Source organism: Nostoc sp. NZL (genome assembly GCF_015714705.1).
In the GTDB taxonomy this organism is placed as follows: Bacteria; Cyanobacteriota; Cyanobacteriia; order Cyanobacteriales; family Nostocaceae; genus Nostoc; species Nostoc foliaceum_A.
Genome location: NZ_WBKL01000153.1, coordinates 1 through 12,985 on the forward strand (window position 1 = coordinate 1; position 12,985 = coordinate 12,985).

The following is a 12,985-nucleotide window of genomic DNA, read 5'->3' on the forward strand; positions in this document are numbered from 1 at the left end:
GTCCCCAGTCCCCGCTCCCCAGGTTATCGACAATGATAAAGTTCATATTCGTAGCCGTCTACGCTTGGTAAAGATTGATTATCAGACATAACGCATGTTTTGACGGCTTCTGCTACAGGTGCGTGAAAGTTTACCAGCCACAAGTCAAAAGGTCGTGGTAATTTCTTTAAAGTATTTTCCAGAGTAATGCTGGAAGTATTCGGGTCTTGGTCTTGATGGGCAAGGAGAAACAGAGGTTTTTGGGGTGAATTTGCAAGTTTAATCTCCCTAGCTACCCCTATCATTTCCCCAGTGTGTACATAAGTTTTGTGAGTAGTGGCAATCAGTACTGGTGTTGGGGATGTTTGTTGAATTAGTTGCACAAACAGATCAGGGCGATAATATTTTTGATAGCCGAGATTGCAGATTACTGTAACTGCACTGACAAATCCCATTAACCAAATTAACATCACGGCTTTTTTACCGTTTATTCCCCATTTACCTATACTTTTTATCCTATTTTTCCCTTGCTGTGTTTCTATCCATTCCTTGGGAGGATGCCAACAAACTGCGAGGCTTGCCCCTAATAAAACAACGATCGCGGGAAAATAAACAAAGTTATATCTAGCACCTCTTGTCAGATCGATACCGAAAAAGTACGTAAATATAAAGAATAAAGCGATCGCACTGATCACGACTCCAGCAAGCACTTGAATCATAATCCGGCTTTCTGGCTGCTGTAGTTGAATCTTGATCCCACGCAGCAAAATTGGTACTGCCCAAATAAAGAAAATCAGCATCACCACTCCAGAAGGAATCACAACCAATAGCTGCGAAGATTCAACTGGTAACAGGGAAATCATTGCAATCAATGTTCCTAAAGCTTGAAAAATTGGGCTTAACCAATCTAGTCCGACGCGCGAACCTCGAATCCACTCGGTCAAATTACTACGATTTTTATTCTCTAAAAAGATTGGTAGCCAAATTAAACCCGCCACACAAGTACCTACAGCAACGGCATAGATCCGCCGCCAGGGAGGAGAGAAGAGGAGAGAAAATTTGGTGTTAGTCTGCAATTGAAGCCAAGCAAAAAAAATTAAAACTACAGCTTCTGTGCAGAGGGTGAGGCTGAAGAAATAATGAGTAGCCAGGCCTAAAGCATTAATTTCCACCCAGGAAACCGCTATCCAGATGGGTAAAGGTGTGCGGTTTTGAATATGACGTGTGGCAATTACTAAGCAGGTGAGGGAAGCAGTTACCCATAAGGCTGCCAAACTGTAATGGCGTGCTTCTTGTGCTAAAAAGATGCCGTAGGGTGATACTGCCATCATGGCAGCAGCCAAGTGTCCTACTAATGGCGAACGAAACGCTACCCTACCTAATAGGTAAACACATGGTATGGAGGCAGCACCAATTATAGCTGGTAGCGATCGCGCCGCAAATATCGATACTAATCCTCCGTCGCTGGGAAATAATTTCATCCACAGGTAAGCCAGGACAAAATACAGTGGTGGATGTGTATCTTGTGTAACTAAGTTATGTATGACATCACCAATACTAGCCGCTGGGTTTGGTTGCAATGGTGATAGCAGAACATCAGGTGCGATCGCTTGATCTAGGGGTACTGATAAAAAAGTATTCCCCAAGCTAAACACTAAGGTGGAAAACTCATCAGTCCAAGGAGGCTTTGCAGTCAAGTTGGCTAGGCGCAAGCTAATGCCGATGAGCAACCACATCAAGTTCAGCAAGGGGTGAACCCAGGAAGGAGGGAGGCGATGCCAACTATGCCAATGCTTGTGTTGTGAGGCAGAGTTTGTATCTGCCAGAGATAGGAAATGGATAGCAGATGCAGGTAGCAACGAGATAATTTTTCTGGAAAAATAAAATGCACCTTGGAAAAAAACTCTCATTGCCGGGCCTCACACAAATGGATTTGTAGATTTGACGTTTTAGATTTCAGTTCGTTCTAAAGTCTAAGAACAAAACTCAAAATCTCAAATCCCTCGTTGTGATTATTTCACATCAGTGACGCGCCAGCTAAGTTTCAAATTAATCCAGAAATTCCAGATGGTAGCAACTGCGATCGCAATAAAGTTGGCAATATAGCGGTTAGGAATCAAGAAATTGAATACCAGATTTAATATCAGTACATTCAATACGAGTCCAGCAAGGCAAATGGCGTTGAATTTCACAAACCGCTTCAGGCGTTGATGCCATTCTTGCTGTCTGGCGCTGACATCGGCAAATGTCCAAGCATCATTCCACAAGAAATTATTTAAAATCGCAATTTCACCAGCAATAATTTTGCTGCGCGTCAGTGGCAAAGCCAAGGTAGTCGGATCACTGAGCAAGTAAAGTACTGCCATATCCACAAATACCCCACTAAAGCCAACCGCCCCAAAGCGAAGAAATCGGCCAACGGGGAAATTCACTTTTCTACTCAATCGTCCTACTCGCCCTGTGGAAAGCCGCAACCGTACTAAGTGGTGGATGTAATCTATATATTGCTTCCATGTGACCTTACTCTCACCCTCTTTGCGTTCACAGAACACATACCCAACTTCGGCAACTTGGTCTACTTTCCCGCGCCCGATGACTTCTAGGAGAATTTTGTATCCAACTGGATTGAGTGTTGCATTTGCGATCGCACTCCGGCGCACCATAAAATAACCACTCATTGGGTCAGAAACTCTGCCCAGTACCCCCGGCAAAATCACCAAGCCTAACAACTGAGCACCACGAGACAAGAAACGCCTGACAACACTCCAGCTACTGACACCACCTCCTTCAACATGACGGCTGGCTACTGCCAAATCTGCTCCCTGCTCAACCCTACGCAACAGTTGCATCAGCACTTCTGGTGGATGCTGCAAATCTCCATCAATCACCCCCAACACATTCCCCGTAGCTGCTTGCCACCCACGAATCACCGCTGAGGATAACCCCCGTTCTTGTTGGCGTCGCATCACCCGTAACTGCGGGTATTCTGTCGTCAAGGATTGTGCTATTTCCCAAGTTCGGTCTGGGCTATCATCGTCTACCACAATCAGTTCATAGTTTCCTGGAATAGATTCATCGAGTAACTGACTCAATATGCTGACCACATTTTTGATGTTGTCACGCTCTTTATAAGTAGGAATTACTAGGGAAAGATGGATAGATTCACCACTTGTAGCCATACGGTTAGGTGGCAACTCGGAAATCTTTAGTGGGCCAGTTGGTGCTGTTAACAGTGAGTTGGATGAGTTTGTCTTCATAATTTCACATTACAGAACGAGGATATGTAAAGACCGAGGGAAATAAAGCGGAATATCTGCTACCTTTATTGACTAACTAGGTTAAGTCAAAATTTGATGACTACTTTTGTTACAGTTAACTGTTCTGAAAAGTTTAGTAATTGCCGCACCTCAATTCAAAATATTTTCCTAAACTTCATCTAAATTTTAAATTTGACTAATTGTTTTTATGGTATGTATCAACGCTTACTCAATTTTTTATACAAATAATTAATTTATACTGTATCATTAAGTTAGAAAATATACAGTATTATCAAGACTATGTGAAGACCTTTTAGTATTAGTAGGGTTAATGTACCAATCCGAAATCATTCGTAAGAAAATAGTATTTATAGGGGTTTTACGGCTTTTGTCAGGCACCATCTTGGGTTTTCGGTGCATTTATTTTAATTATTTGTACCTACTTACTAATTACTGGTTCACCAAATCTTCAAATTGGTGGTCAACAAGAAAGTGGTGAGTACGGATCAAGAGCTAATTATATTCTGAATCTTGAACTCTGACTTTATAATTATTTTTGTCTCTAGATAATATCTCAAAACAATTTAGTTATACAGCTATTCTCAGGTAAATAGACTCGATCTTTTGGGGGCACAGCAATACTGTTTCCATACGACACATGTGGATAAAATAAATGAAAACTTCTGTAAATCGTGATAGCTATCTCTCAACCTCAGAGCAGCAAAGCAATTCAAAATTCAAAATGTTCGCGTAGCGTTTCGTAGAAAAGAAACGCAATTCTAGCCAGCCTTTTGGTGATTGATAATATGTAACTCAAAAGCATGTTAACTTACTAAAGTCAAGTTTTTTCCACTTTTTCAAGAGTTTATCAAAATTTAGCGACATACTATAAAAATAAAATTAACAAAATTTAATAATTCAATAAAATAAGTATACTATTTATCAGCCATTGGATTGGAAATCTCTCAAAAGTAACAGTATAAAATCCCCCAAGAGGGCATTGCAAAAAAGGTGAAAATTCTGTTTGTTATTAATTTAATGCCTTTGTTTTATTGCTTGTAGTGAGTAAATAAACATCTAAAATACAGGGTAGATCATGCATATTCCTGATGGATTTGTTTCTGTACCGGTGGCAGGGGCTACTGGTTTAGCCAGCGTGGCAGCACTCTTTATTGCCTTTGAGCGATCGCAACAGGCTTTTGGTATCCGCCGTGCGCCCATACTGGGACTAACCACGGCTTTCATTTTTGCCGCCCAGATGATCAACTTCCCGGTAGCAGGGGGTACTAGTGGTCACTTGTTGGGGGGAACCTTAGCTGCGATCGTTTTGGGTAGTCCCTGGGCAGGGACGTTGTGTATCGCCACAGTTTTAATTATTCAAGCTGTGCTGTTTGCTGATGGTGGCATTACGGCCTTGGGAGCAAATATTTTGAATATGGCAGTAGTTGGTGTTTGGGTTGGCTGGGTTTTAACCCAAACCTTGCAGCGGCTGTTTGGGGGGGCTAAAGGGCGCTTACCTTTGGCTGCTGGTATAGCTGCTGGTGTAAGTGTAGTGGTAGCTGCTATTGCTTGTGCCATTGAGTTAGCCCTTTCAGGAACTGCACCCGTAGCTATAGTTTTACCAGCAATGGCTGGTGTCCATATTCTGATTGGCATTGGCGAAGGGATAATTACGGGAGGTGTGCTGACTTATTTAGCCACAGCCCGACCAGATTTATTACCAGGGGAACAGCAGGAGTTTCGCGGTTGGTCTGTACCCATTGTCACCATTTTCTTAATTGCGGGAGTGCTATCACTCTTTGCTTCAGCTTGGCCTGATGGTTTGGAGAAAGTCGCCGAAAATACGGGCTTCATCGACTTAGCCGATAAAGTGCGGGTAATTGTGCCGACTCCCTTAGCTGACTATGGGATTGAGGGTTTGGGGCCAATTGGCACAAGTATCGCTGGACTTGTGGGAGCTACGGTTTGTTTTGCTGTTGCCTTTGGGATTGCCAAGGTGGTGAAACCTAAGAATGCTTAAACTTCCCTTGCCATTACGTTTGCAACTGTCTCTAGTGGTTGTGGTGGGAGCAGCTTTATTAAAGCATCATGCTTGGTATTGCTTAGGTGTATATGGCGCGATCGCACTTTTGTGGGCTTGCTTCTTGCGTGTACCAATTCGCCGCTTGGGAGGATTGCTCGGTACAGAATTGATTTTTTTGTCATTGCTGGCATTGCCCTTGGGATGGGAACGAGCCAGTTTTTTGCTAGTTCGTTCTCTGGTTTGTCTGGTTACCATGAATAGTTTTTTGTTAACCTTACCGCCCCATAGTTTTGGCATAGCCCTTAAAGGCTTACCTGTACCAGCACCTTTAAAGGAAAACTTGTTGTTAGCTGGGCAATATATGGAAATTTTGCTCTCAGAAGTGACGCGGATGCAACGCAGCGCTCAATTACGCGGTCTGACAGGAACTGCGGGATGGCTGCGCTACGCCAGTGTTGCCATGATTGGAGCCTTGTATCTCCGTAGTCTGGATAGGGCAGAGCGAGTCTATGCGGCAATGATCGCTCGTGGATACAACGGGCAATTGCCCATAGATTCTACCCTCAGACCAAAAGAGCGTTTTGCCCTGTTAGTAGCTTGGGCGATCGCTGCTTGTGTAACTGTAACTTCTTACAGAATTTAGCGCAGTTGTGAATATTGAGTTTGTGAATCTTGAAATCTTTAAGTTCTAATCCCCAACCATCAACCCATAACCCCCACGCAGCCGTGGTCGAGGTTGAGAACCTAGTGTATGCCTATTCTCGCCAGGAGCCAGTATTACAAGAAATTTCTTTTACCTTAAATCCAGGCGATCGCGTGGCGTTGATGGGAGCAACTGGTTCTGGAAAAAGCACCTTGCTGGAGAACCTGATCGGCTTAAAACAACCGCAAACTGGCAAAATTACGATTAATGGCATCCCAGTAGAACCTAAAACTCTACCCCAAGTACGTCGCAAAATCGGCTTTAGCTTCCAAGATGCCAACGACCAACTATTTATGCCGACCATCTTGGAAGATATTACCTTTGGGCCACGCAACTATGGAATGTCACCAGCCCAGGCAAGCGATCGCGCCCGGCAATTATTAGCTGATTTCGGTCTTGAAGCTTACGCCAATCGTTCCGCCCACGAACTTTCGGGTGGACAAAGACGGTTGGCCGCCCTAGCCTCAATTTTAGCCCTAGACCCGACAATTCTAATTTTGGATGAACCGACTAACGGTCTTGATCCAGCATGGCGGCGTCATTTAGCACAAGTGTTGTTAAAGTTACCCGTGCAGGTGATATTAATTGCTTCCCATGACTTGCATTGGCTAGGCAGAGTTACGCAACGTGCCTTGGTACTGTCTGGTGGTCGCATTCAAATAGACAGCGATATTCAGCCACTTTTACAAGATGGTGCTACTTTAGACCAGTTGGGTTTGCCGATAGATTGGTGATATGAGAGAGAGAAGAGAAGCAGGAAGCAGGGGGAAATTCCTCTCCTCTGCCTCTTCTCCATGCCCCATGCCCCCTACCTGATTTATCTTTTTTACTCGTAATATTGGGTACTATATTCTGGGTTTTATTGCTGGTGGGGTGTTAATGTCTGTTTTACCTAAATATACCGTTATGGCTCCTGTTAGCCTGAGCATTGCCTTATTCATTACTAGTTGTAGCGAAAATAAAGTCTCCCAGTGCCAGCGACTGATTCGAGTTGTGAATGCCGGAACTTCTCTGATTGATAAAAATAAAGGAACGCAAGTGATTACCAGCATACAGCTATCCAAAGATTTAGAATTTGTGACTAAATCGATTAGGGAACTGAATTTAACAGATCCTAAGCTGAAAGAATTTCAAAGCGGTTTTGTCAAAATTTTTCAGAATCTCAGTCAAGCGATCGCCATTGCCGGTAGAGCACTAGGCGCAACCAAGACAGCAGAAGCCTCGGCACCTGGCAGGGAAAAAATCCAAAAGGCGAGAACCGAAATTGACTCGGCACTGACAACAGCTACAACAGTTGGCAAGCAGTCGGATACGTTAGTCAATCAGATGAATAAGTATTGTAGCCAGCCAGAATAACTATCTGGGGCATTGGAAGAGGCAGAGGGGCAGGGAAAAAAGTGCAGAGGAGAGGAATTTTCCCCATGCTCCCTGCTCCAAATGGCACTAAGAAAAGCAATATAACGTTAAGTCAAGCTAAGTTTTGCGGACAATAGCCCAATCCCCGGATATAATTTTGTCGGAATACTTCAATCTCATCAGGCTGCGGTCTACCGTGAGAAACTACCGCTACCTTATAGCGTTTCATAACATTAATTGTTGATTGTCCAGCTTCCAAACTGCTCAGAACCTTACTAATCAACTCGGATGGTGAGTAAATAATTCCCAATTCACTTAAGAAAGCTCTAATATCTTTATCCTTTGGTGCAGAAACAAAAGATTTAATTTTGACGTTGATTATCCAACCATCAAATTGATTAATTACAGTCACAAATTCAACAGAAAAATCATTTTTACTACAATATTCAACAACCCGCAGTGTCAGACTAGCATTGGACAAATAGTATAGGTATTGCATAATTTATAGAGCATAATTGAGACTTTCAAAAAATAATCTCTAAATCTAAAGATTTAATGAGGATTCTAGGTTTTACAGAAAAAATTATTAAATAAATTTCTCACAATCAAAGTAAAGGAATATTTTCCTTTATTTATGAAGATTTGCAAAAAAGCATATCAGAGTGCAAAATTTTAATTAACTTGTTGTAAAGTTTGTAACAATATATTAAAATCATGCAGGAGTTTGACCACGCAGATAGTGTGCGCTGCGATCGCAAAGATGTCATAAGCATCTTTTTTAGATTCAACTTATGAAAATTTTGTTGGTAGAGGATGACGTATTACTGAGTACAGCACTCTTCGAGTTGTTGAGCGCAAATCGTTATACTATCGACATAGCAAGCAATGGACAAGCTGGATTAGAACTAGCGATATCGGCTGAATATGAGTTGATTTTGCTGGACTGGCTAATTCCGAAACTGGATGGTATTAGCTTGTGTCGGCAACTGCGATCGCAAGGCTACCGTAAACCCATTCTGTTGTTAACAGGGAAAAATTCTAATGCAGATATTGTCGCAGGCTTAGATGCCGGAGCAGATGATTATGTCATCAAGCCATTCGACCCAGAAGCATTACTAGCAAGAATTCGCTCTTTATTACGACGCAATGAGGCAATCTCATCATCCACATTAACCTGGGGAGATGTCTGTTTAGATCCAAGTGCCGGCAGAGTAACTTGTAATGAGCAAGAAATTCCCCTCACTGCAACAGAATACAAACTGCTGGAGTTGTTTTTGCAAAACCCAGAACGGATCTTTAGTCGTGCAGTAATTCTAGATCGGCTTTGGGGATTTGATGATGCACCGACTGAAAGTGCAGTTACGACTCATATTAAAGACTTGCGAAAGAAACTGAAAACAGCAGGACTAGCAGAAGAATTTCTAGAAACGGTATATGGCATGGGCTATCGCCTCAAGCCTGCGCCTAATCGCTCCATCTCTGTTATCGAAAACAATCAAGATGGAAAGAAAAAACCTGCTCCCAAAGATATGACTTCTGTAAATCGGGTGCTGGAGCGATTTCGTAATTCCTTTACCGGACAGGTTGTAGTGCTAGATCGGGCAAAAACTGCACTTTTAGCCGGGAATTTTAATGAAGATTTACATCAGCAGGCATTGCATGAAGCCCATAAGCTAGCAGGTTCGATGGGGTCATTTGGTTATCCAGAGGGTTCCCGGCTAGCACGGAAAATAGAGCATTTACTGCTTCAATATTCCTCGCTATCTCCAGATAAAATCTCTGATTTCTCGCAACTGGTAACAGCATTACAGCAAGAGTTAACCAAGCCTGCTGTTACTTCCACTGCTCAAAGCGTCCCGATGAACCAAACTTATCGTCTGTTAGTCATCGATGATGATGCGATGCTGACGGAGCAGTTGCAGGCAGAAGCTGACTCATGGGGAATCAGAATGAAGGTTGCACCAAATTTAGCAACAGCCCGATCGCTTTTTTCCTTAAAAACACCTGACGCAGTTTTACTGGATTTGAGTTTTCCTGGAACAGAGGAAGATGGATTAGTATTGTTGAGCGAGATAGTACAGCGATCGCCAAATATCCCAGTAATTGTTTTTACAGGACGAGACACCCTGACAGACCGACTGGCAGTATCGCGTTTAGGAGCTAGACAATTTTTGCATAAACCGGCGACAACTGAGCAGATTTTTCAGGCGATCGCTCGGGTCTTATCTCAACCTAAAACTTCCGAAGCCAAAGTTTTAATCGTAGATGATGACCCTGTAATACTGGCTGGATTATCAGCCTTACTAACTCCTTGGGGGCTGGAAGTAACAACCCTCTCTCAATCACAACAATTTTGGAAGGTGCTGATTGCAACATCTCCAGATTTGGTGGTACTAGATTTAGAAATGCCGATAGTTAATGGCTTAGAGTTGTGCCAGGTCGTGCGCCAGGATGCCCAGTGGGGAGATTTACCTGTTTTAGTAGTTACAGCCCATACTGAAGCAGAATTTCTTCAGCAAGCTTTTGCTGCCGGAGCCGATGATTTTATTAGCAAGCCAGTGCTAGGGCCAGAACTTGTGACACGGGTACTGAGCCGGATTCAAAGAACGCGCTGGCGCTCTCAGGCAGGGAGAGGTAAAGAATGATCAGGAATTATCCGCGATTATTGAACTACGGTGTTGCTATTGGCTCAACTGCGATCGCACTGCTTTTGTCACTCTGGCTAGAACCGCTGATTTCTCGAACCATTGGTGCTTTTTTCTATATAGCTATTATCGTCAGTACTTGGTATGGTGGCTTTCGACCAGGGATCGTTACAGTTGTCCTTTCCACACTGGCAATTGATTATTTCTTGATTCCCCCTCGATATCAACCGGGGATTAATCAACCAGAAGATGTATTGCGGCTAGGACTTTTCCTACTGGTTGCCTTGATAATTAACTTGGTAACTGGCAATCTTCAGTACAGCAGAAAGAAGATTCAACAACTCAACCAACAATTGTCTCAGGAAAATGCCGAGCAATTGCGGATGACTCTTGACGATCGCAAACAAGCACAAGAAACGCTGCAACAGCAATTTGAACAACAGCGTTTAGTGATGGAAATGACTCAGCGTATCCGGCGATCGCTGAATTTACAAGATATCTTGCAAACTACTGTTGATGAAGTGCGGCAATTTCTGGAGTGCGATCGCGTCACTATCTTCCAATTTTATCCAGGTTGGGGTGGAACGATTGTTATTGAGTCTGTTGCACCGGAATGGATGGCTCTTTTACCACTCCAGATTCATGATCCTTGCATTGGTGAAGAGAACGTCGAACCCTTTAAACAAGGCTTAGTCACTGCGAAAACTGATATTTATACTGCCGGAATTAGTCCCTGTCACGTTCAATTTTTGGAAAGTCTTCAAGTGAGGGCAAATCTCGTCGTTCCCATTTCTTTGGGAGATGAATTGTGGGGATTAATGGCAGCTCATCAATGTGCGGCTCCTCGTGAGTGGCAATCTTCAGAAATTACTCTGTTGCGGCAGTTAGGAGCGCAAGTAAGCATTGCTATCCAGCAAGCAGATTTGTTTAAACAGTTACAGATAGAACTAACGGAGCGCAAACAGGCAGAAATTGATCTACAACAACTAAATGCCGAACTTGAACAACGGGTGCAAGAACGCACTGCACAACTGACAGAGACGAACGATCGCCTGCAAAAAACAGTGATAGAGCAGCAACAAACCCAACTCACACTTTTAGAACAGGCGCAAATGCTAGAGCTTCAGGCTGTAATCACCCGAAATATGGGGGAAGGCATTTGCTTAGTGAGAATTGATAATGGAGTCATTGTCTATGCCAATCCTAAATTTGAGCAGATGTTTGGCTATGACTCTAATGAACTCAACGGTCAGCACGTTTCGATTGTGAGCAGTGTCACCAAATCGGTAAATACTGAAGATGTAAATCAAGCCACTTTGTCTGCCGTCTTACAAAAGACTGAAGCCAACTACGAAGTCCAGAATCTTAAAAAAGATGGTACACCATTTTGGTGTAGTGTGACGACTTCTGTATTCAGGCATCCCGACTATGGCGACGTTCTGGTTGCAGTTCACCAAGATATCACTGAGCGCAAAGGCATTCAAGAAGCTTTACGCGAGAGCGAAGAAAAGTTTCGTCAGCTGGCAGAAAACATCCAAGCAGTATTTTGGATGACCGATAATCAAAGTCAACAAGTTTTATATGTGAGCAACGCATACCAAACCATCTGGCAAAGAAATTGTGAGGACTTGTATCACAACTATTCAAATTGGTTAGATGCAATTCACCCAGAAGATCGCCAGCGCGTCGAAACTGAAGTCATTGAACAGCTTAAACCAGGGCAATACGATAAAAAATATCGGATTATCCGCCCTGATGGTTCAATCCGTTGGATTCGCGATCGCGCATTTGGGATCAAAAATGAATTAGGCGAGGTAGTTCGGATTGCTGGTATTGCCGAAGATATTACTGAACTAGAGCAGGTTAATCTAATGAAGAGTGAGTTTATTGGCATCGTTAGTCACGAACTCCGCACTCCCTTAACTGCAATTCGCGCCGCACTGGGCTTACTCCAAACTGGTATCTACGACAAAAAACCAGACAAATTCAAGCGGATGATTGAGATTGCAGCCATCGACAGCGATCGCTTAGTGCGTCTAGTCAACGATATTCTCGATTTGGAACGCCTAGAATCGGATCGAGCTGTCCTAGAAAAAACCACTTGCAATGCAGCTGATTTAATTCAACAAGCAGTAGCGGGTGTGCAAGCGATCGCCAATCAGCAAAATATTATCTTTAACATCCACCCTAGCAATGCTCAAGTTTGGGCTGCTGCTGATGCCATTGTGCAAACACTCACCAATTTGTTAGGTAATGCGATTAAATTCTCCCCTGCCGATTCTACTATTACCCTGAGTGTCCAACAGCAAACAGACCGCGTACTCTTCCAGATCGCGGATCAAGGACGAGGTATCCCCGCAGACAAATTAGAAGCAATCTTTGGAAGATTTCAGCAAGTAGATGCCTCTGATTCTCGCACCAAAGGCGGCACAGGTTTGGGATTGGCAATCTGTCGTAGTATTATTGATCGGCACGGTGGGCAAATCTGGGCTGAGAGTACTCTTAGTGTTGGCAGCACGTTTTTCTTCACTCTGCCATTGCCACCAGAGGAGATCACATGACTAACAGACAAGTATTAATTGTGGATGATGAAGAACGAATCCGCGAATTAGTACAAGCTTGTTTAGAAGACTTGGGAGGATGGAACACTCTGACAGCTGCATCAGGGGCAGAAGGACTAAAAATCGCTCAAACAGAACCCATTGATGCCATTCTCCTTGATGTTTCTATGCCTGACATTGACGGCTTTGCAGTATACGAAAAACTTCAGGCAAATTCTGCAACCCAAGGGATTCCAGTGATTCTGTTAACAGCGAAAGTCCAAGGGAGCGATCGCGCTCGTTTTGCTCAGATGGGAATTGCTGGGATTATTACCAAACCTTTTGAACCCACCTCTATTTGCAACGAAGTTACTGAGATTCTGGGGTGGGACGATTAATTTTTAAGATTTGTAACAAAATCTATATCTTTATTAGTTTTTTATTTTTGTAATTTATCTTTCTTGGTTATAAATAAAAATCTT

General features: G+C 43.2%; 10 protein-coding genes. 7 read left to right on the forward strand and 3 right to left on the reverse strand.

What is annotated here, in order from left to right:
• Nucleotides 1–23: 23 nt before the first annotated feature.
• Together F8R90_RS21525 and F8R90_RS21530 are read right to left on the reverse strand one after the other, a co-directional pair.
• Nucleotides 24–1,889 (reverse strand): glycosyltransferase family 39 protein, encoded by a 1,866-nt coding sequence (locus tag F8R90_RS21525; RefSeq protein ID WP_442946754.1) that lies wholly within the window; start codon nt 1,887–1,889, stop codon nt 24–26.
• 102 nt (nt 1,890–1,991) lie between these two features.
• On the reverse strand, nt 1,992–3,236 hold the full coding sequence (locus F8R90_RS21530) for a glycosyltransferase (RefSeq protein WP_196512380.1): 1,245 nt from the start codon (nt 3,234–3,236) through the stop codon (nt 1,992–1,994).
• A gap of 1,096 nt (nt 3,237–4,332) precedes the next feature.
• On the opposite strand from F8R90_RS21530, the gene F8R90_RS21535 reads away from it, so the two are divergent.
• From F8R90_RS21535 to F8R90_RS21550, 4 genes are all read left to right on the forward strand, one after another.
• Complete coding sequence (locus tag F8R90_RS21535) at nt 4,333–5,256, forward strand: energy-coupling factor ABC transporter permease (protein ID WP_196512381.1); 924 nt, start codon at nt 4,333–4,335, stop codon at nt 5,254–5,256.
• Nucleotides 5,249–5,902 (forward strand): energy-coupling factor transporter transmembrane component T family protein, encoded by a 654-nt coding sequence (locus tag F8R90_RS21540; protein WP_196512382.1) that lies wholly within the window; start codon nt 5,249–5,251, stop codon nt 5,900–5,902. Before F8R90_RS21535 ends, F8R90_RS21540 begins: the two co-directional genes overlap by 8 nt.
• A 29-nt stretch (nt 5,903–5,931) precedes the next feature.
• Nucleotides 5,932–6,696 (forward strand): energy-coupling factor ABC transporter ATP-binding protein, encoded by a 765-nt coding sequence (locus tag F8R90_RS21545; RefSeq protein WP_196512383.1) that lies wholly within the window; start codon nt 5,932–5,934, stop codon nt 6,694–6,696.
• A 145-nt stretch (nt 6,697–6,841) separates the two neighbouring features.
• On the forward strand, nt 6,842–7,318 hold the full coding sequence (locus F8R90_RS21550) for a hypothetical protein (RefSeq protein WP_190895120.1): 477 nt from the start codon (nt 6,842–6,844) through the stop codon (nt 7,316–7,318).
• A 112-nt stretch (nt 7,319–7,430) separates the two neighbouring features.
• On the opposite strand, the gene F8R90_RS21555 is transcribed toward F8R90_RS21550, so the two are convergent.
• The gene (locus tag F8R90_RS21555) at nt 7,431–7,817 is read right to left on the reverse strand and encodes a hypothetical protein (RefSeq protein ID WP_196512384.1); all 387 of its coding nucleotides are present in this window, start codon (nt 7,815–7,817) and stop codon (nt 7,431–7,433) included.
• Between the two features lie 292 nt (nt 7,818–8,109).
• On the opposite strand from F8R90_RS21555, the gene F8R90_RS21560 reads away from it, so the two are divergent.
• Genes F8R90_RS21560 through F8R90_RS21570 form a run of 3 tightly spaced genes read left to right on the forward strand, consistent with a single transcriptional unit; the run spans nt 8,110 to nt 12,901 of the window.
• Nucleotides 8,110–9,963 (forward strand): response regulator, encoded by a 1,854-nt coding sequence (locus tag F8R90_RS21560; protein ID WP_196512385.1) that lies wholly within the window; start codon nt 8,110–8,112, stop codon nt 9,961–9,963.
• Nucleotides 9,960–12,524, forward strand: a complete 2,565-nt coding sequence (locus F8R90_RS21565) for a PAS domain S-box protein (RefSeq protein ID WP_196512386.1) — start codon at nt 9,960–9,962, stop codon at nt 12,522–12,524. The genes F8R90_RS21560 and F8R90_RS21565 overlap by 4 nt, the downstream gene beginning before the upstream one ends.
• On the forward strand, nt 12,521–12,901 hold the full coding sequence (locus tag F8R90_RS21570; RefSeq protein WP_196512387.1) for a response regulator: 381 nt from the start codon (nt 12,521–12,523) through the stop codon (nt 12,899–12,901). The genes F8R90_RS21565 and F8R90_RS21570 overlap by 4 nt, the downstream gene beginning before the upstream one ends.
• The last annotated feature ends 84 nt before the right edge of the window (nt 12,902–12,985 follow it).